Origin of the sequence: Alkalihalobacterium alkalinitrilicum (assembly GCF_002019605.1) — a bacterium.
Lineage (GTDB): Bacteria > Bacillota > Bacilli > Bacillales > Bacillaceae_F > Alkalihalobacterium > Alkalihalobacterium alkalinitrilicum.
The window spans coordinates 453,460-473,532 of sequence record NZ_KV917368.1; the positions used below are offsets into that span (position 1 = coordinate 453,460).

20 protein-coding genes and 1 pseudogene are annotated in these 20,073 nt (G+C 35.9%); 17 read left to right on the top strand and 4 right to left on the bottom strand.

The features are described 5' to 3' along the window. The first annotated feature begins 19 nt into the window (after positions 1–19). The 10 genes from BK574_RS02225 (at position 20) to BK574_RS02270 (ending at position 10,029) form a co-directional block, all read left to right on the top strand. Complete coding sequence (locus BK574_RS02225; protein ID WP_078427314.1) at positions 20–511, top strand: TRAP transporter small permease; 492 nt, start codon at positions 20–22, stop codon at positions 509–511. After that, on the top strand, positions 508–1,845 hold the full coding sequence (locus BK574_RS02230) for a TRAP transporter large permease (protein ID WP_078427315.1): 1,338 nt from the start codon (positions 508–510) through the stop codon (positions 1,843–1,845). The genes BK574_RS02225 and BK574_RS02230 overlap by 4 nt, the downstream gene beginning before the upstream one ends. Positions 1,846–1,884: 39 nt before the next feature. Next, positions 1,885–2,655, top strand: coding sequence for an SDR family NAD(P)-dependent oxidoreductase (locus tag BK574_RS02235; RefSeq protein ID WP_078427316.1), 771 nt, complete (start codon positions 1,885–1,887; stop codon positions 2,653–2,655). A gap of 117 nt (positions 2,656–2,772) precedes the next feature. After that, on the top strand, positions 2,773–3,237 hold the full coding sequence (locus tag BK574_RS02240) for a PPC domain-containing DNA-binding protein (protein ID WP_075386477.1): 465 nt from the start codon (positions 2,773–2,775) through the stop codon (positions 3,235–3,237). 18 nt (positions 3,238–3,255) lie between these two features. Continuing rightward, on the top strand, positions 3,256–4,737 hold the full coding sequence (locus tag BK574_RS02245; RefSeq protein WP_078427317.1) for a class I adenylate-forming enzyme family protein: 1,482 nt from the start codon (positions 3,256–3,258) through the stop codon (positions 4,735–4,737). Between the two features lie 5 nt (positions 4,738–4,742). After that, a complete protein-coding gene (locus BK574_RS02250) occupies positions 4,743–5,879 on the top strand; it encodes a thiolase domain-containing protein (protein ID WP_078427318.1) in 1,137 nt (378 codons plus the stop codon). A gap of 3 nt (positions 5,880–5,882) precedes the next feature. Then, positions 5,883–6,194, top strand: a complete 312-nt coding sequence (locus BK574_RS02255) for a Zn-ribbon domain-containing OB-fold protein (protein ID WP_078427319.1) — start codon at positions 5,883–5,885, stop codon at positions 6,192–6,194. Then, positions 6,195–7,229, top strand: a complete 1,035-nt coding sequence (locus BK574_RS02260) for a bile acid:sodium symporter family protein (RefSeq protein WP_142247867.1) — start codon at positions 6,195–6,197, stop codon at positions 7,227–7,229. Positions 7,230–7,539: 310 nt separating this feature from the next. Beyond that, positions 7,540–7,746: a hypothetical protein gene (locus BK574_RS02265; protein WP_078427320.1), complete on the top strand. Its 207-nt coding sequence runs from the start codon at positions 7,540–7,542 to the stop codon at positions 7,744–7,746. Positions 7,747–8,442: 696 nt separating this feature from the next. Further along, a complete protein-coding gene (locus BK574_RS02270; RefSeq protein WP_078427321.1) occupies positions 8,443–10,029 on the top strand; it encodes a M2 family metallopeptidase in 1,587 nt (528 codons plus the stop codon). Between the two features lie 145 nt (positions 10,030–10,174). Here the strand turns inward: BK574_RS02270 and BK574_RS28665 are convergent, their stop codons facing one another. Beyond that, positions 10,175–10,351, bottom strand: a complete 177-nt coding sequence (locus BK574_RS28665; RefSeq protein WP_078427322.1) for an aspartyl-phosphate phosphatase Spo0E family protein — start codon at positions 10,349–10,351, stop codon at positions 10,175–10,177. Between the two features lie 482 nt (positions 10,352–10,833). Between BK574_RS28665 and BK574_RS02280 the strand changes: the two genes are divergently transcribed. From BK574_RS02280 to BK574_RS28035, 3 genes are all read left to right on the top strand, one after another. Beyond that, positions 10,834–12,006: an MFS transporter gene (locus tag BK574_RS02280; RefSeq protein WP_078427323.1), complete on the top strand. Its 1,173-nt coding sequence runs from the start codon at positions 10,834–10,836 to the stop codon at positions 12,004–12,006. A 619-nt stretch (positions 12,007–12,625) separates the two neighbouring features. After that, positions 12,626–13,900 carry a group II intron reverse transcriptase/maturase gene (ltrA, locus tag BK574_RS02285; protein ID WP_078427324.1) on the top strand — a complete coding sequence of 425 codons (1,275 nt, stop codon included), beginning with the start codon at positions 12,626–12,628 and terminating at the stop codon, positions 13,898–13,900. A gap of 250 nt (positions 13,901–14,150) precedes the next feature. Further along, positions 14,151–14,621, top strand: a complete 471-nt coding sequence (locus BK574_RS28035; protein ID WP_218970643.1) for a hypothetical protein — start codon at positions 14,151–14,153, stop codon at positions 14,619–14,621. On the opposite strand, the pseudogene BK574_RS02290 reads toward BK574_RS28035, so the two are convergent. Continuing rightward, positions 14,506–14,843 (bottom strand): annotated as a pseudogene (locus tag BK574_RS02290) (zinc ribbon domain-containing protein YjdM). The gene BK574_RS28035 and the pseudogene BK574_RS02290 overlap by 116 nt on opposite strands. Before the next feature lie 475 nt (positions 14,844–15,318). Between BK574_RS02290 and BK574_RS02295 the strand changes: the two are divergent. Both BK574_RS02295 and BK574_RS02300 read left to right on the top strand, forming a co-directional pair. Further along, complete coding sequence (locus BK574_RS02295) at positions 15,319–16,575, top strand: sensor domain-containing diguanylate cyclase (protein WP_078427325.1); 1,257 nt, start codon at positions 15,319–15,321, stop codon at positions 16,573–16,575. Between the two features lie 38 nt (positions 16,576–16,613). Next, on the top strand, positions 16,614–16,787 hold the full coding sequence (locus BK574_RS02300) for a DNA alkylation repair protein (RefSeq protein ID WP_238457921.1): 174 nt from the start codon (positions 16,614–16,616) through the stop codon (positions 16,785–16,787). A 76-nt stretch (positions 16,788–16,863) separates the two neighbouring features. Here the strand turns inward: BK574_RS02300 and BK574_RS02305 are convergent, their stop codons facing one another. Further along, entirely contained in the window at positions 16,864–17,340 is a 477-nt protein-coding gene (locus BK574_RS02305; protein ID WP_078427326.1) for an immunoglobulin-like domain-containing protein, read from the bottom strand. A gap of 217 nt (positions 17,341–17,557) precedes the next feature. On the opposite strand from BK574_RS02305, the gene BK574_RS02310 reads away from it, so the two are divergent. Continuing rightward, entirely contained in the window at positions 17,558–18,733 is a 1,176-nt protein-coding gene (locus tag BK574_RS02310; protein WP_158211500.1) for a GGDEF domain-containing protein, read from the top strand. Positions 18,734–18,987: 254 nt separating this feature from the next. On the opposite strand, the gene BK574_RS29355 is transcribed toward BK574_RS02310, so the two are convergent. After that, on the bottom strand, positions 18,988–19,101 hold the full coding sequence (locus tag BK574_RS29355; protein WP_476559212.1) for a hypothetical protein: 114 nt from the start codon (positions 19,099–19,101) through the stop codon (positions 18,988–18,990). A 479-nt stretch (positions 19,102–19,580) separates the two neighbouring features. Between BK574_RS29355 and BK574_RS02315 the strand changes: the two genes are divergently transcribed. Continuing rightward, on the top strand, positions 19,581–20,018 hold the full coding sequence (locus BK574_RS02315; protein ID WP_078427328.1) for a MarR family winged helix-turn-helix transcriptional regulator: 438 nt from the start codon (positions 19,581–19,583) through the stop codon (positions 20,016–20,018). The last annotated feature ends 55 nt before the right edge of the window (positions 20,019–20,073 follow it).

Genomic DNA, 20,073 nt, shown 5'->3' on the forward strand with positions numbered 1-20,073 from the left:
TTGAAGGGAGTGTACACAAATGAGCCGTATCCTTACCTTTGTAGAATATACATTGGTTGTAATTGCTTTAGGGACGATGTCCGTCCTCACATTTGCTAATGTACTATCACGTTATTTTCTTAATTCTTCCATTTCATTCACAGAAGAGATCACAGTAAATTTATTTGTACTTTTAACCTTTGTTGGTGCTTCTATAGGGGTAAAGAGGGGTGCTCATTTAGGCTTTAGTTTAATTCATGACAGCATAACAGGAATTTTAAAGAACTTTATGACCATCCTTGTATCTATCATTATGATTTTATTCTTTAGCGCAGTTGTTTATTTCGGTTATGACATGGTGTTGTCACAAATCGCTAGAAACCGCATGACACCTGCATTAGGCTGGCCGCAATGGATTTTTACATCGATGATGCCACTCGGTGCATTTCTATGTATTATTCGAGTGATCGAAACAACAATCCTTTCATTTAAAAAAGACAATGTAAAAGCAGAGGGGGACACTACATCATGACAGCAATCCTCTTATTTGGTCTCTTTTTCATTCTCGTGTTCCTTAATGTTCCAGTTGCTATCTCATTAGGGTTAGCATCGATAACGATCTTATTTTTAGATAATGGTCTTAGTTCCTTAGGGTTATTACCGAGTATTATGTATGCTACCATTTCTTCTTTTACGCTATTAGCAATTCCATTCTTCATCTTAGCTGGTGTCATCATGGAGTATGCAGGGATTTCTAAACGGTTAATCGATTTTGCTAATGTTTGTGTTGGTCATAGAAAAAATGGAATCGTGTTAGTTACTGTTATCACTGCGTTGTTCTTTGCAGCTATTTCAGGGTCAGGACCTGCGACAGTAGCAGCGATTGGAGCGATTTTAATTCCAGCATTAGTAAAAAATGGTTATCCAAAAAATATGGCAGCTGGACTTATTGCTAGTTCTGGATCCATTGGTATCATTATTCCCCCAAGTATTGCCTTTATCGTATTTGCGGTCGTTGCGAATGATCTCGTACCGATTACGATTAGTCGTCTATTTATTGCTGGGATTATTCCAGGACTACTTCTAGCTGCAGCATTAGTAATTGCAGCTATGTTCGTGAAAAAAACAAATGTTTCTCAAGACAATGTGTCAATGGATTCAGAAGTAGCTGCTTCGCTCAATTTAGGAAAGAAAAGTACTGGAAAGGACATTGCTTCTGCGTTCTATAAAGCAATTTGGGGCTTGCTCATTCCGATCATTATTTTAGGTGGAATTTACGGTGGTATTTTTACGCCAACGGAAGCAGCGGCAGTAGCTGTATTCTACGCTCTCTTCGTTGGTCTATTCATCTATCGCGATTTAAAACCAAAACATTTATCAAATATACTTATTGACGCTTCAGTGCAAACCGCTGTTGTAATGCTTATTGTCGGTGCAGCTTCGATCTTTTCCTACATTATTACTACACAGCGAATCGCTCAAACAATATCTGAAGCGATGCTTGCGATCACTGAAAATAAGATTTTAATTCTATTAATGGTTACTGTCATTTTACTTATAATTGGTGCATTTATTGATGCGATTTCAGCATTCTACTTACTTGTTCCAATTTTATTACCGATCATGCTGCATATCGGTGTTGATCCTACGACGTTCGGTGTTTTCATGACAGTGAACCTAGCGATTGGGTTATTTACACCACCAGTCGGATTAAATTTATATGTTGCCAGTGGAATAGCCAGGATACCGCTTAAAGATATAACGAAAGGAATAATTCCGTTTCTTATTGCTTCAATCATCGTCCTACTACTCATTACGTATATACCTGCATTATCGAATTGGTTACCAGATCTACTAGGGATGTAATATCTATTTTAATAATATAAATTGAAGGGAGTTTTTATTATGAAAAGATTAGAAAGTCGAGTATCAATTGTCACAGGAGCTGCAAGGGGAATCGGTGCAGCTTCAGCGAAAGGTCTAGCAAGAGAAGGTTCTCATATTGTTTTAGTAGATGTACTAGAATGTGAGACAACGAAGCAAGAAATTCTTGAAATTAACCCAGAAGTCGAAGTGTTTATTCATAATATTGATATAAAAGAGAGAGCCCTCGTTGAAGGTGTAGTGAATCAAACCGTAGACCATTTCGGCAGACTTGATGTCGTCGTTAACAATGCAGGAACTTGCTCACGACTTGATTTGGAACATATGACAGATGAAATGTGGTTTAGAGACATCGATACGAATTTACGAGGTGCGTTTTTGTTTACTCAAGCTGCTATTTACCCACACATGAAAAAACAAGGCTCAGGAAAAATCATTAACATTAGCTCAATTTCTGGAATAATGGGTGGTCCGATTTCTGGTGAAAAAGCAGAAAACGGTGAAAGTGGTCGTTCGGGTCCTGCTTATGCAGCTTCAAAAGGTGGCGTAATTGCATTAACAAAATGGGTTGCAAAGGAAGTTGGAGAACTAGGTATTTGTTGTAATAGCATTGCACCTGGTCCGATTGAAACAGAAATTACAAAAGGAATGAATTATAAATTGGAACAACCGATTCAAAGAATGGGTGAACCAGAAGATATCGCCGAAGCGGTCGTTTACTTAGCTTCTCCAGGAGCTAACTATGTAACAGGACAGGTATTAAAAGTTTGTGGTGGTTCTGCGATCGGATAACACATTACTTTCATTAAGTACTAACACTCTCACTTAAAGACGGGTAAAACCGTCCTTAAAGTGAGAAGTTTGTGAAAGTTTCACATCAGTAAATCAACGAATAGGAGAGGATGAGTAATGGCACGGTCTAATCATTCGTTTATGACTAATGGAAAAACGATCTTCGGTTCATTAACAGCAGGTACTGACTTAATGGATGGCCTTCTTGCAGAATGTAAAAAACACCAAATTACTTCTGGAATGGTGACTTGTATCGGTTCATTAAAAGAAGTAGGGTACTTCTTGTTTGAAACAGAGAACAATCACCCAACTGGTTACGGTAAACAAATGACGATTAAGAAGCCAGTCGAATTAATTCAATGTACAGGGTTTATCTGTGAAGATGAGAATGGTGAATTAGATCTTCATTTACACGGTCTCGTCACTGAAGAGACGGGCAAACTAAGTGGTGGTCATTTTATAAGAGGGGTGAACCCAACACTGATTACGATTGAATTTACGATTTTTTGTGGAAATGAAATTAAAGCAGTGCGTGAGTATGATGAAGAATTGACGTTTAAAGTTATTAATTATAGCAAATAGTTGTTAGGAGGTTGAAAAATGGAAACTTTAGGGGCCTTAGCTCGAAAAACATTAGTACGCCATGGAGAAAAACCAGCAGTTAAAGATTCACGGGGAACGATAACATATGCTCAACTTAAAACAAATGTTTGTCAGCTTGCACATGCATTAATGAATGAAGGGTTAACGAAAGGTGATCGAGTTGCGATTCTCATGTCAAATCGACGTGAACATGTAGAATTAGACATCGCGATAGCTCTCACAGGATTAATTAAAGTTCCTATTAACTATCGTCTGCACCCAAAGGAATTTGATTATATTGTAGAAAGTTCAGGTTCGTCACTTTTGATTGGTGAAGCAAACTTATTAGAAAATGTAAGTGTGCCTGTAAAAAAACTAGATGTTGATAAAGAATATGATCTGTTTATTAGTGGTCATAGTGATGAATTTCCTAATATTGAAGTAGGAGAAGATGATTTATTTGCATTGATGTATACTTCTGGAACAACTGGTAAGCCAAAGGGTGGAATGCTAACGCACCGAAATATGATTTCAGGCGCTATTTCACTTAACATGGTTTGTGAAATTACGTATGACGATATTATTGGACACGTTGCGCCATTAACACATGGTAGTAATTTTCTATCTCAATGTGCGTTATTCTTTGGTTTGAAACAAGTGATTTTCAATAAGTTTGATCCAAAAGAATTTATTGACGATCTGGAAAGAGAAAAAATATCCGTCATCTTTTTAGTTCCGACTTTAGTAAATTTAATGATCCACGAAGAAAATTTTGATCCACATAAATTACGATATATTAAGTCTATCAACATGGCTGGTGCACCAATGGCTGTCGAAAAGTTAAATAAAGCTTTATCGTTATTAGGACCGAAGCTCGCTGAAACGTATGGCTTAGTGGAAGCGCCATTGACAATTACGATGATGCCTAAGGAAGAGTTAGCGAAAAAACCTGACTCTTGTGGAGCGATTGGACCGTTTGTTGAAGTTCGAGTGGTTGATGAGAATGGGAATGAAGTCCCTTACGGGGAAATTGGTGAAGTGACATGTAAAGGCTCTCTCGTCATGAAAGGGTACTGGGATAATGAGAAAGCAACCAACGAAACGCTAAAAGATGGCTGGTTATACACAGGAGATTTAGGATGGATTGATGAAAAAGGCTATTTACGCTTAGTCGACCGAGCAAAAGACATGATTATAACAGGTGGCTTAAATGTGTATCCTCGTGAGGTAGAAGAAGTGTTAAATCAACATCCTGATGTAAAAGAAACATGTGTATTTGGAGTTCCTGATGAAAAATGGGGTGAATCCATCTATGCCCATGTCGTATTAAGTGATGAAACGCAACAAGTGAATGAAGAAGAATTAATCGAGCTATGTAAAAATAATCTAGCAAGCTATAAAAAGCCCCGCAAGATTGAAATAGTCAAAGAATTACCGAAAAATAGCTACGGAAAAATTTTACGAAAAGCATTACGCGATCAATATCAATTACAGGGGTGAAGGCGATGTCAACAGTATCTGTAATCGGAAGAGGGATTACCAAGTTTGGAAAAAGTGACGAAACGATCAAGTCGATGGTCGTTAAGGCGTGTCGAGAAGCGATAGTAGAAGCAGGGAAGCCGAAAATTGATGCGGTGTTCGTCGGAAATTTTTCATCTGGTCCGCTGGCTAGTCAAGAAATTTTGGGATCAATCATCACAAATGAGCTAGGTCTAGGGAGTATTCCAGCCGTAAAAACAGAAGGAGCATGTGCATCAGGAGGGATTGCGTTTCGTCAAGCCTATCAGCTTGTTAAAGCAGGAGAATACGATACGGTTTTAGTGGCTGGTGTTGAGAAAATGACGGGATTGGATACGGAAACGGTGACCAGAGCCATTAACTTTGCGATGGATAGTGAATCGAATGAAGGTGCTTCAGGTTTGACGTTTCCAGGGTTCTTTGGTGTTTTAGCTCACCGATATATGTACGAATATGGAATGGAAAGAAAGCACCTTGCGATGGTTGCGTTAAAAAACCGCAACTATGCCATCAACAACCCGATTGCTCAATTTAAAAAAGAAACATCGCTCGAAGAAATAATGAATGCAAAACCGATCACAGATCCTCTTGGACTTTTTGATTGCTCACCGATTTCAGACGGAGCAGCAGCGGTTGTCATACAAAGAGGAGACGATGGGGTTCAAATTTTATCATCGGGTCAGGCATCAGGTACACCACTCATGCAGGAAGTTGATCAGCTTTTACATATCTCGGCGACGAATCAAGCGGCTAAACGAGCATATGAAGGAGCAGGACTTGGACCAGAGGATATTGATGTTGTTGAATTACATGATTGTTTTACGATGACCGAAATTATTGCGATTGAAGAGCTAGGCTTTTTTGACAAAGGAAAAGGCTGGGAAGCACTTGAACAAGGATTAACCCAGCATGGTGGAAAAGTTCCTGTAAATACAAGTGGGGGCTTATTGTCCAAAGGGCATCCGATTGGAGCAACAGGGATCGCACAAATTGTCCAAATCGTTGACCAGCTTAATGGTAGAGCGTGTAACCAAGTAGAAGGCGCAAAGATCGGTTTAGCGCAAAACTTAGGTGGGACAGGAGCATATTCTCTCGTTCACATTTTTAGCAAAAAAGGGGTGTAACTAATGAAGCTTCCAGTAAAGAAATGTAAACAGTGTGATTCAATTCTATACACGAGTAAATATCATTGTACGAACTGTTACTCAGATGAATTGGAGTTAACAGAAATCGATGGTAAAGGAAAGATTTACTCATACACGAAAATTCATGCGGCTCCAAAACAATTTGCCGATCAAGCTCCATATTATGTTATACTTGTTCATTTAGACCAAGGCCTTAAAGTAACGGGCCGTTTGAATGGAAACGACGTTCAAATTGATACGCCTGTCGAATTAGATGAAATTAAAGAACGCGCGTATTTTTTTAAAGCAAGATAAATGAGTACCAGGCACCTTTGTTACATTTCAATAATAAAGGTGTTTGGTATCTTTAGTAAGGGTGGGGAGATTATTAGATACATTAATTCGTTTATATCAGGAAATCTGCCATTATTAATTATTCTCATTGCCTTCATTACATATTTTTTACCGGTTCATTTACAAGTACCAAGTTGGGTTCCGAGTTTGTTGCTTGGGTTCGTGATTTTCTTTACTGGACTTTCAATGAATGTTGAAGCGATTAAGAAAATGAAGTCTAAATATGGCGTTTTAGGGTTAGCTACTGTTCTAAAATGGACGGTAACCGTTATTATTTCCGTCATTTTAGCTCATCTCTTTTTTGCATCACGTCCAGAAATAGCAGCAGGTGTTATATTGTCAGGTACTGTTCCCAATGCGACCGCTGCAACCTTATATACATTTATCGCAGGTGGGAATACATCACTCGTTATCGCGGCTTCTTTTTTGGATCTCATGATAAGTCCGTTCATCACACCATTAGCACTTCTAGGTATTGGTGGCGATACTGTAACGATTTCCTTTTTCAATTTACTTCAATCTTTTATATTAATCGTAATATTACCAATAACGATTGGATTGTTGTTACAAAGACAAGTGCCACAATTAGTTGCGAAGTCGGTTAATTATACGAAACTAGGTTCATCGATTACTTTATTATTAATCATTCATACTATTGTTGGGGATGCTAGTAGTACAATAGCTGCAGAATTAATTCTTATCCCAATGATTACAGTTGTAGCTTTTTTACAAGTCGTACTTCCGATGATCATTACTTATTTTATTTTACGATTGAAATGGATTCGAGTTGCAGAAGGAGATGTTAGAGCAATCATCTTTCATGTCGGGTTGTGTAATACCGCATTGGCTGCAATATTAGCAATTGAGTTTATTAGTGAGATAGCGGCCTTACCAGCAATTATTAATATGGTAATAAACTTGTCTTTAGGCTCATTATTAGCGAATTATTTATCTAAAAAAACGATTGAACCTGAATTGCTGGAACAGGCAAATTAGTGTCAGAATAACCGTAAAATGAAGTGTATTATATTTTTGTTATGTAAACTTAAAGAGGGTAGTCTCAGATGCGAGACTACCTTAAATAATTGGATTTAATATACTCACAAGATAGTAGGCACTAGGAAATGTATGAACTGGAATTACAAGAAACATGTATAAATAAATCTAACGGAAATACAATAGGAAGAAGGAGATCGACATTTGTTGTCGATATTTTGCGAACGAAAAGTGTAGTACACTTTTATGAAGTATGGAATTATAGAATAGTACGAAAAATCTGCATTTAACTTTAGTGGAGGGACATAAATTGCATAGTTTAATCAATAGTGAAGCTATTCTTAAAGTGTTCTTCGAAGGGTTTATACCTGTCATCATGATGATCTTAATTCCAATCCTTTTGTGGGTAGTGTTCCCTGGGTTAGTAGCACAACTCATTTTTAAAAAGAGAATTGCTTATAGTATTGGGGCGTTATTAGGTTTAATTGGATTTGGAATATTTAATTTTGTTCCATGATAACAAAGAATTACGGATAACGTAATACATAGGAATAGAAATTTGCGTTTCTACTAGTTTGTAGGAACGTTTTTTCTTGTCACAATGGAACCTCTTTAATAAAAAAATTCGAATAGTCTTATGCCCTATTACCATAATAAAATTGCAGAAATAGTCAATAAAATAGAAATCATCACAGTTAAAAGTAAATGTTTTTCCTTTTTTTGAATTGGAAATCATCTAAGTGTGAAAGGGTGTAAAAGAATATTTGTTTTTAAATTAAATTTGAGAAACTAAACAAGAGTAGTCGTAAGGAAATTGAGGTGATATTAGATGTTTGGGGAATTCAATGCAATGTATTAGATATTTTGTTTCAATCAAATATTTTTATATTGGAAACGCCTGCATCGTGCCCAGGAGAGGAAGAAACTAGGAGAAAGTGGTGACGAAAGCGCCTGCATCGTGCCCGAGAGAGGAAGAAACTAGGAGGAAATTGTGATGGAAGCGCCTGCATCGTGCCCGAGAGAGGAAGAAACTAGGAGAAAGTAGTGACGGAAGTGCATGCATCGTATTAATCGGGACAATTTTTATTATTTTTTTATTTCGTACGAGTTGGGATTATAAGAAACGGATAAAACGTATCGAGGAGAAAATGGTTACATTATAAAAATTTAGAAAAAAAACGATGAATAGCAATAGCTAATGGGAGGAAAAAAGATGTCATTACAACAATTTTTAAATGAGCAAAATGCAAAAGTGGACCAACTTTATAAAAACATCACAAAGGCGACCTGGATGGCACAAACGACAGGAGAAAAAGACTGGGCAGATAAAGTAGGGGAAGCACAGACGGAGTTTCGAACGTATTTTTCAAACCCCAACTTGTTTGAAAGTATTAAAACTTATTTGCAGGAAGATAAATTAACTGCTCTTGAAAAGAGGCAACTCAAAAGTTTACAAAATACAGCTAGAGAAAATCAACTTCCTAAGGAAAGTCTGAAGGAGTTATCTCAACTATCTGCAGAGTTAAATCACATGTTTAATACGTACGAGCCAGAAGTGAATGGGGAGAAGTTATCGGCAAATGACATCCGCAGTATTTTAATGAATAGTTTAGACGAACAAGAACGTATGAACGCATGGAAAGCGTCAAAAGAAGTTGGTCAAGTGGTCGAAGAGAAGCTGTTATCCCTTGTTCATAAAAGAAATCATGCAGCAAAAGCTGTTGGCTATAATAACTTTCACGAAATGTCGTTTGAAAATCAAGAATTGGATCGCGATGAAATTTTTACAATCTTCGAAAACCTAATTGAATTATCTGATACTACCTATCGTAAGTTAAAAAAAGAATTAGATCAGCAATTAGTTAAAAAGTTTGGGATCACGGAATTGGAATTAAGGCCATGGCATTATGTCGATCCTTTTTTCCAAGAGGCACCTGCAACAGAAGTAACTAATTTGGACAGATATTTTAAAAATGCAGATATCGAAAAATTAACAGCAGAAACATTTGCTGCAATGGATATTCCAATTGAAGATCTATATGCAAAAAGTGACTTAAATCCCCGTCCTGGAAAAAATCCAACAGCCTTTTGTATCGATATGGATCGTAGGGGAGACACCCGTGTTTTATGTAACAATCAACCAAATTCCTACTGGATGGGTACGATGTTGCATGAGTTCGGGCACGCGGCCTATTTTAAATACTTAGATTTGGAATTACCTGAACTTCTAAGAACACCTGCTCACATCTTAACAACAGAAGCGATCGCGATGCTGTTTGGTAAGATGACGGGCAACAAAGAATGGTTAGCAACCTTTGTAAAAATCGAGGAAGATGAGTTAGAAACATTGGCTCCAGCATTAGAAAAGTATGAACAATTAAAAATGCTCATTTCAGCAAGGTGGATTATTACGTTTGTATTTTTTGAAAGAGAGCTATATGAAAATCCACAACAAGACTTAAACGCCTTATGGTGGAAGCTAGTCAAAGAAATTCAATTGATCAATCCGCCTGAAGGACGTAATCAACCAGATTGGGCTGCGAAAATCCACTTTACATTAGCACCTGTTTATTATCAAAATTATCTACTAGGTGAGCTGACTTCTGCCCAACTTCATCAGTATATAAAATCTAAGTTATCAGTACCGTTTTTCACAACAAAAGTAGGTCAATTTTTAAAAGAACAGTTTTTTCAACCAGGATCAAAATATCATTGGAATAAGAAAATTGAAAAAGTAACTGGAGAACCGCTTAACCCTCAGTTTTTTGTGGATGCTTACTGTAAAACGGAACAAAAGTAATAAACAAATCCAGGGAGAAATAGTTGCTCACTGGATTTTTATAATTAGATCGCAAGAATGATGGATAATATGAGGATAAATGGATTAAATTAGATGGTATATTGGAAAAGGAATAGGGATAAACACTAAATATTAGATTAACGAGTTACTTTGGATTGGAACTAACTTGGTGGTATTTGTTCAAACAATGATCAAGTTCTTGGCTATATTTAAGGGTTTCGGAATGGTTAAGCCCATTCAGTTTACCATTAGTATTCATCTGGTTTCGCAACCATTCAATTTTATTTTCTAATTTTATAATTTCCTCTATATTTATACTCATAACTTAACTCCTATCAAAATGTAAATAAAGTTCTGTTCTATAAAATGAATACATATGTAATATAATGTATTTTATATAAAAATGTTAAGTAATTCGAAAGATTTTCTATCAAAATTTCTTTTAGCATATGAAATTTGAACTGCAGTTTCAGACAAAGTCTATGATGATTATGAAATATGATGTTCATCAGTCACACAAACATAAAGTGACAAGGAATTATTAAGTAACATTGTGCTATAATACAGCTTATACATAATAAGTGAGTCATATACTGTCAATTATTAAGATAAAAGTAAAGCGGGATACTATAGTGCAATCGAAAATCATCTGTTTATTTGAAATATAAAAGTCCGTTCTTCTATGCTAGAATAAAAGAAAGTATAGATATTCGTTCGACAGTTATTTACTAATACCTTTTCAGCAATGGATCAAACAAAAATTTAAGTTAAAATATCTGCCAATTTGGAGTGAACATATCCACTATGAATTTCAAAAAAGAACTTTCTATTTTATTTGCAACCATGTTTCTTGTTATGGTTGGCTTCGGTATCATTATTCCTGTTATGCCTTTTTACGCTGAAGAAATGGGAGCATCTCCTACTCAGTTAGGTTTACTCATGGCCACTTATTCCTTCATGCAGCTCATTTTTGCACCGATGTGGGGAAGAATTTCCGATCGTATCGGTCGAAAGCCTGTTATTATCATTGGGATATTAGGATTAGCTATGTCATTTTTATTTATGGCACTTTCCACCCAGCTATGGATGCTGTTTGCGGCCCGAATTATCGGTGGGTTTCTGTCAGCTGCTAATATGCCAACTATAATGGCGTATGTAGCCGATATAACTTCAGAAGAAAATCGTGGCAAAGGGATGGGGATTATTGGAGCAGCGGTTGGACTTGGATTCGTTTTTGGTCCTGCCATTGGAGGAGTGTTTTCACAATTCAGTTTGAGCATGCCGTTTTATGTAGCTACCATTGCCGCTTTCATTACAAGTTTACTCGTGTTTTTCCTATTAAAAGAGTCTCTTTCCCCTGAAAGTAGAGCTGAACGAGCTTCGAAGAAAACATCGTTACGTAACGAACTCAAAGGATCAAGATCAATTTTGTTTTACTTACAGTTGTTTGTTTCGTTATCATTAGCTGGACTTGAAGCAACATTTGCGTATTTTGCTGCGGAAAGAGCAGGGCTAGGACCTGTTCAATTAGGTTACATATTTATGATAATGGGGTTAGCAGGGGCAATTGTTCAAGGTGGACTCGTTGGAAGGTTAACAAAAAAATACGGTGAAGGTACTGTTATCCAAATTGGGATTACGGTTTCTGCAGTGGGCTTTGGGTTCATATTATTCATTGACAACTTTACTACAGCTGCCATATTTTTATCCATATTTGGAATTGGAAATGGTCTGATTCGTCCAAGTGTATCTTCCCTTATTACAAAACAATCAGCAACTGGTTACGGAAGTTCAACAGGATTGCTATCTTCTTTTGACTCCCTAGGTAGAATTTTAGGCCCGCCATTAGGTGGTTTCCTCTTTACGTTTGCAATAGGACTGCCTTATATTTCGGGAATTTTCTTATCTGTTGTCGCATTTATCTTATATCGATTTTATGTTGTACAATCGAAACGTGCTGTTGACGAACAATCATAAAATCTAAAGAACCTTAGATCATTCTGATGACGAACCCCAGTAATTCATGAAAGTATGTTTTCTTCTATAACTTAAAGATGAAAGAGTTGAAGTCAATAAATGACTTTCAGCTCTTTTTCTTGTGTGCCAGGCATGGCAACTATCTAGGTGGTGAAAGTCCACTGTGGGGGTACACATCGACCAACCACTAAGGAAGCGCAAGGTACTTATCGTGAGGTAAGGGCTAGAGGAAGCGTGGAATAAAATCTTGGCTCGACGAACAGAAATCTGATACCAAGGCTTTATAAAGGGATGAGGCTCCATGACAAGTCAAAGTCCAAAAGATGTGCGTAACTTTATAGAGTAAATCAGGCGAGTAAAAGAGGAAAGATAGTTGTCTTACCCTGGGAGATCTTGCGAATGTACATATGTACATTCGAAAAAGGTTAACCGCAAGAAGTCAGCAGAAGCCATAGTAATGAGTAATCTCATGAAGGGCTGAACAATTTATAGTGTTTCAACGCCACGAATGTGTAAGTGACGAACTCCGAATGTGTTAATGGTGAAAGAATGAGCGTATCTCAAAGGATAGCCAAAATGGAGCTATCACTTACTACGTGAGAGGAGAGGAGAAACGAGTGTGAAGCTTTTAGAGCAGATTTTAAGTAATCAAAACATGAACGAAGCTTACCTGCGTGTTTATAGAAATAAGGGTGCAAGTGGGGTCGACGGAGTAACAGTCGACGAACTAAAACAATATCTGAAAGAGAACAAGGATGAACTGCGCCAGCGCATCAGAACAAGAAAATACCAACCACAAGCTGCCTTAAGAGTGGAGATCCCAAAAGAAAATGGAAAGATGCGCAAATTGGGAATACCAACAGTAGTGGATAGGGTAGTTCAACAAGCAATTCACCAAGTACTTAGTCCGATATTCGAAAAGCAGTTCAGTGAATTCAGTTACGGCTTTAGACCAAAAAGAAGTTGTGAGATGGCAATTATAAAAAGCTTGGAATATCTGAATGATGGACACGATTGGATAGTGGACATTGACCTTGAAAGATTCTTCGATACAGTCCACCACGATAAACTCATGCGAATTATTGCCAACACAATAGATGATGGAGACGTTATCTCTCTAATAAGAAAATATCTTGTTAGTGGGGTCATGGTGAATGGGAAATATGAAGAAACACCAACCGGGACTCCGCAAGGAGGTAACCTCAGTCCATTATTGAGTAATATTATGTTGAATGAACTCGATAAGGAATTAGAAAGTAGAGGATTACGATTCATAAGATACGCTGATGACGCACTCATCTTTGTGAAAAGCGAAAAAGCCGCTGACAGAGTGATGAAATCAATCGTGAGATTTATAGAAGAGAAATTAGGATTGATAGTAAATGCCGAAAAGAGTAAAGTTTCTCGCCCAAAAGAGTTAAAATTCTTGGGATTTGGGTATTATTATGATCCTAATAACAAGAGATATCAAGTGCGGCCTCATCCAATTTCAGTACAGAAATTTCAAAGGAAGCTTCGACAATTGACAAAGCGAAATTGGAGTGTTCCGTTAGACTACCGAATACTGAAACTGAAACAAGTCATATTCGGATGGGTGAATTACTTTAGAATCGCAAATATGAAAACAGCAATGAGTCGAATAGATAAGAAATTACGCTCAAGATTAAGGGTAATCATCTGGAAACAATGGAAGGTAGCGAAAAAACAAATCAAGTCGCTAACTCAATTAGGGATACCTGAAGAAGAAGCGAAAGGATTAACGTTCTGCCGGAAAGGTTATCGGTATATCGGATTATCGAAAGTTGTTCAAAAAGCAATCTCAAACAAAAGACTAAAACAAAGGGGAGTACCCTCTGCTTTAGAACGTTACTTAAAAGTACACACTGTAATATAAATTGAAACGCCGTATACGAGACCCGTATGTACGGTGTTGTGAGAGGGGCGAAAATAGGTTAACTTATTTTCCCTCTACTCGATTTGCGGCTAAGCCATAGGGTGCCCTTTAGAACTCGATATGTTACCCTCATCAATGTAGGAATATTTTTTGTAAAAGCTTGTAAATTTCTATAAAACTAGACGTTTAACTAATAGAGGCATATAAGTTTGATAAAATAAGACCAACTAAGTTATAAGGAGAATTAATGTTGCTATTAAGGAAACCGATCATTGCTTTTGTTGTTTCTTCTGGAGTAATGTTAGGGGTAGGCTTATTCCTTTTCAACTTGATGTATAGTGCAGATTATAATTTTCCTTTTGGAACAAATGATGAACCTATTGAATTAAACGAAGAGGAGTTCGAGCAATTAAAGACTTACTTTGAGGCGTATAACAGGGCTTATATACTTGCTGAAAACATAAGAAATGATGTTGCTAAAACGCATAATTTAGACCTAAGTGGTTATGAGTTTATCCCAATGAAAGATAATAATTTAGGTAGTTCAATTGGCAGAAGGTACATTTCCTACCAAACTACTGGTGATCTATTGCCACATGTTTACTTTAACGAGGAGAAACAACAAGCGGTAACTTCATCGCCCCAAATCCGTCAATTTTGCAATCGATATCATGATCGCCCTCTACTAAACAGATACTTTTTACTTTTGTACCCATTTTAATGACAGATGAAGTTCCTTTTACTTTAAGATCTTTTATGACGGTAACACTATCACCATCGTTTAAGATATTTCCATTAGCGTCTTTTATCAACTTTTGCTCTTCGATATTTTCAGCGCCAGATTCTAAATCCACTCATGAGCGCACTCAGGGCAAACAAGGAGATTACCATCTTCGTACGTGTATTCAGAGTTACATTTTGGGCAATTTGGTAATGTCATTATATTTCCTCCAAGTAATATTAATAATTATATTATATCAGATTGATTTTTGCTCTTTCGATTTTAACGTCGTATTATGGAAAAATCTAATGTTTAGGTAGATGAAAAAAAGATCATTTTTCGGCGGGACATATAATAGTTAAATGTATCCTTTAAAGTTCGTTTATATCAGGCCATAGGTGATACGATCTTTATTGCTAGTTTTGTAATTTATTACTTTGCCCTTTCGTAGAGAAAGTTTAGGTTTTTAAAAATTTTACTGTTAAATGTAAATATATAGTCAGAGTATAGTATAATTAGTATAGTTAAAAAGTCATATATGGACTGATAAGAAGAATATCATATAGAGAGAAAAAGCAATCTCATTCAACAATTTATTTTGATCTTTTAGGGGATATATAGAAAAGTGGGGGGTTACGATGGATAACCAAGTGTTAGAAAGTTTAGGTAAAAATGAAGATTTATTTCAAATGATTCAATGATTGCCACATATTCAAGTGATATGATTACTGTACATGATGCAAAAGGGACCTACCTCTATGTCTCCCCAGCGGGTGAAGAAATATTACAGTATTCAAGTGATGAGGTAATTGGGAAAGATAGCTATACTTTTATCCACCCTGATGACCAAGAGATTTGTATGAAAAATCATCAAATTTTACTAGAGGAAAAATATGTCGTTTCTACTTATCGAATTCGTAGTAAAGATGGGGAATATATTTGGTTTGAATCATCTTTAAGATGTTTACCAGGTAGAGAACCTAATGAACCACAAATTATAGTTATCTCCCGAAATATTACGGAAAGAAAAAGGATGGAAAAAAAACTTCAAGAAATTGAAGAACTTTTTCAGATGATAACAGAGTACTCTAGTGATATGATTACGATACACAATGCTGCTGGAGAATACCTTTATATCTCTTTAGCAGTTAAAGAAATTTTACAATTTGATAATCATGAGCTAATAGGAAAAGATGGTTATTTCTTTATACACCCTGACGATCAAGCGTTAGTTGGACGAAACCATCAATATGTTATGAAGAAAGGTTTTGGCGTTGCCACATACCGAATTCAACGGAAAGATGGTCAGTATGTTTGGTTTGAATCAACGGTCAGATACTTACCTGGAAGAGACCCAGGAGAACCACAAATTCTTGTGATGTCACGTGATATAACAAAAAGAAAAATCGAGGAGCAAAAACTGCAAAAAGCCAATGAAAAACTACTTGATTTGACTAATAAAGATGGGTTAACAGGAATAGGGAACCGACGTTATTTTGATGAGACGTTAAAAAAGGAGTGGCAACGTGCCTTAGTTCATTCTCGTAACATTACACTAATCATGGCGGATATCGATTACTTTAAACCGTATAACGATACTTATGGTCATCATAGGGGAGATGAATGCTTAAAGCAAGTAGCTTCAGCTATTCAGAATACTTTAATGCGACAAGGAGATGTTGTCTGTCGTTATGGGGGAGAAGAATTTGCTGTAATTTTACCAGATACTAATGAAAAAGGTGCAAAACATGTATCCGAAAATATTAGAGAGTCTATAGTAGCATTGCAAATTCCACATGCGGGCTCAAAGATAAGCAACTATCTAACAATCAGTTTAGGTACAGCTACGTTAATACCTAAAGCTAAGGCTAATCCTAAAGTGCTTATTGAAGCTGCAGATAAGGTTCTTTACCAGGCTAAACAAGAGGGTAGGAATTGTGTTAGATCTTTGTAAAACAAAAGAGGCTAAAAAAGATGAATGACCAGTGATAAATGCTTAATAAGACGACTAATAGTGATGAGTTTTTTGTTCAAAAGGCAATTGGTTGGGTATTACGGGAATATGGGAAAACAAACCCAAAGAGTGTAGTATTATTTGTATCACAACATGCATTAAAACTGCTTAGCAAACGAGAGGCAATGAAACATCTTTCAAAAATGCAGTAAAAACAGTTGCTCAATAGCTATTTTCATTACAAAAGGACCCCAGTTCATTAAATTGGGGTCCTTTGTGATTATAGCATTATTCCATAGTAATATTGAACTCATATGCAAGAGTATATGGGACGCCTTCATCTGTCCAAAAGTCTTTAATTATGCGATATTGACCTGTAGGAAAATGATAATCTAAGTTCTTCGTCAGAATCTTCATTTCTTCAGAAACTCCTGGATGGATAAAGTAGCCGATGTCAATAAAGGCGACGTTATCTAAAAAAGGAATCTTATACCAACCGTCGTCTTGACGCTTTTCAATTTGATAATATTCACCGAAACCGACATTATCAGTACCAAGATTATTAATTTCTAGTAAGACTTCTTCGACATGAGTAGAAGAGGTGACCACTGTCGCGTTCATTTCTACCGAGAAATTTTCTATTTCTACATAACTAGGTATAACATCTTCGTATTCACTTTTTTCAGTTAAAGTAATTGATTGAGAATTACAACCGATCAAAATGAAGATGGTAAATAATAAAGTCAGGAACATCTTTCTGTTCATAATTTAGTCCTCCCAAAAACAGGTGCACATTTATTCACGTATCCTCTTAAAATAGTAGACGGTTTCTACTCTAACAAGTTGGATACTATAATACTAGAGTAAATAATATCCAACAACTTTTGAGAAAATTTTCTATCGAATTTTTGAAACATTGATTATACTAGAATGAGATTAATTATTTATGAGACTGGGGTACATAGTGGATATGCTTCTGGATATGAAAACAATTTTTATCATACTTGTCGTCGGACATATATTCTCTGTTATTTTGATCAGCGCTTATTGGCGTGATCATAGAAAAGAACAAACATTGAATTATTTCTTTATTGCAAAATGTTTTCAGGCAATGGCTTGGCTTTTTTTAGCACTACGAGGTGGTATTCCAGATATTTTTACAATATCTGTAGCGAATACTTTTTTATTCCTAGGTGTATCTATTGAAACGATAGCTTTATTAAAGTTACAACAAGTTTTTAATGACACGTTAAGAAAGTACTATATATATTTGACGTTCTTAAATATAGTTGGCTTTCATTTGATTATCCTTATACATAATGTAGAGAGCTTGAGAATCGCATTTGCTTCCTTTGCTACAGCAATAATCATCATTATTCCCGCTTATTGTTTTATTACAAAGAATAATGCTACCTTATTATCAAAATTTATGGGATCCCTATATCTCTTTGTTATCCTAACCTTAATCGCAAGAGGAGTAGCCGCCTTATTATCTAATCAAGAAATGGGGCTTTTCACTCCTGGTATCATGCAGTCTATTTCATTTCTCTCTCTTTTCCTTGTTATGTTCTTAGGGAATACTGGATTTATTTTCTTATTAAAGGAAAAAGCAGATGAAGAGCTAGTGCGAATGGCAAGCTTCGATGATTTGACATCCACTCTTAATCGTAGGACATTTATCTCACGTGCAACTCAAAGTTTAAATCGTTGTGCTAAAGTCAATAAGCCTGTTTCTTTAATCTTATTTGATATTGATTATTTTAAAAAGATAAATGATAAGAATGGGCACGATGTAGGTGATAAGGTACTGATCGATTTAAGTAATCGGATCACACGAATCCTTAGTTCAAATCATTTATTAGGTAGGTACGGCGGAGATGAATTTGCGATTCTACTCCCAGAGACTAGAGAGGATGAATCGACTAGACTTGCAGAGGCGATTCGTCTGGAAATAGAAGAGGCAAAAATCGAAGGGTTTACGCTATCATACACGCTCAGTTTAGGTGTCCTTACAATTGTTCCAGATGAACAAACACAACTTGATGTACTATATGTTACATGTGATAAAGCCCTATATTTAGCAAAACAAAAGGGGAGAAACTGTGTCTATCGAATTCCATGTGGAATGTCAAAAGAACTATTAGTAGAAAATGCATAAAATCTTATAGATAATGTGTAAGATGTAGAACTCTTTAACTAAAGTTTAATAAAAAATCTTGCTAACTTTATACGAAAAGGTACGATTTGCAATTAGTGTTAGCAATACTAATATTCTAAGATGAAATTTCTACAAAAAGGTTGAAGACTTTTTGAAAGCTATCTAAAACAAGCAAAGCAAGCTACCAAAAAAATAGCTTGCTTATTTTTTATACCGTTAATTCCGCTGTTTTTTGCGTTGAAGGTTTAATGTATTTAACTAAAAGCCAATGTGAAATGGGTCCAACAATAAGTAACTGCGATGGGAGCGCTACGATAATGTTTAGACATGTTGTACACTGACATAATAAGGACCATTCCAAAACACATAAAAAGTCCAAAAATAATTTCTTCTTTTTTATTACTAGGCAAATATAAACACCCTTTCTTTTTAAGAGCATAAACGAAGTATAGCTAACTAGAAATTTTTACATAAGTGACAGTTTTGTGAATTTATATTTAAGGATCATTAAAATCTCACAGTGGTTTGACGTAAAAAATAAAGTAGTACTTAATTCATGGGAATATATGTAAGGTGTTGTAAGAGTTATACTTCAACGAATGGATGAGTTCTACAATATAGTAGGATTCCTTTTAACTTCTTGGAAGTATAGTGAATGAAGAAAAGAACCAGATATTTATATACCGATCAAAAGTTTGTTGCACCGTTTTAGTTTTTTTGGTAATATCGTTTCATAGCTAACAATTATGAAAATTTAAAGGGGGTAGACGTTATTCATTCTTTTAATGAAGAGGGGGAATTACTCCCTGAAGAGAAAGATACCATCAACCTGTTAACTAAATTACCGATGGATTCACTTAACTTGGATGCAATTTCCGTTGTAACTAACATCTATCGAATTGCACAGGGGTTAAGAAATAAAATGGAGCGAGAAGTTTTATCTGAGTATGGACTCTCTTGGACATCATTTTCCCTACTTTATGATTTATGGATAGGTAATTCAATTGAAACAAAAAAATTAGCAGTATTATCTGGAGTAACAAAAGCAACAGTAAGTAATATTACTAAAACTTTAGAACGAAAAGAACTATGTTATCGAAAAGTTGATAACAGGGATAGAAGAATTACCTATGTTACGATAACAGATAAAGGAAGGAAAATTATGGAGGATTTATATCCAATGTTCCACAAGGGCGAAGTTGAAGTAGTTTCTAGTCTTTCTGTAGATGAACAAAAGAAAATTTCGTCATCTTTAAGAAAAGTAATAAAAGATAATCAGTTTTGACTTATTAATTAAATACAATAATAAGCATTGACGGGAAACAAAGTCAAGATGATCT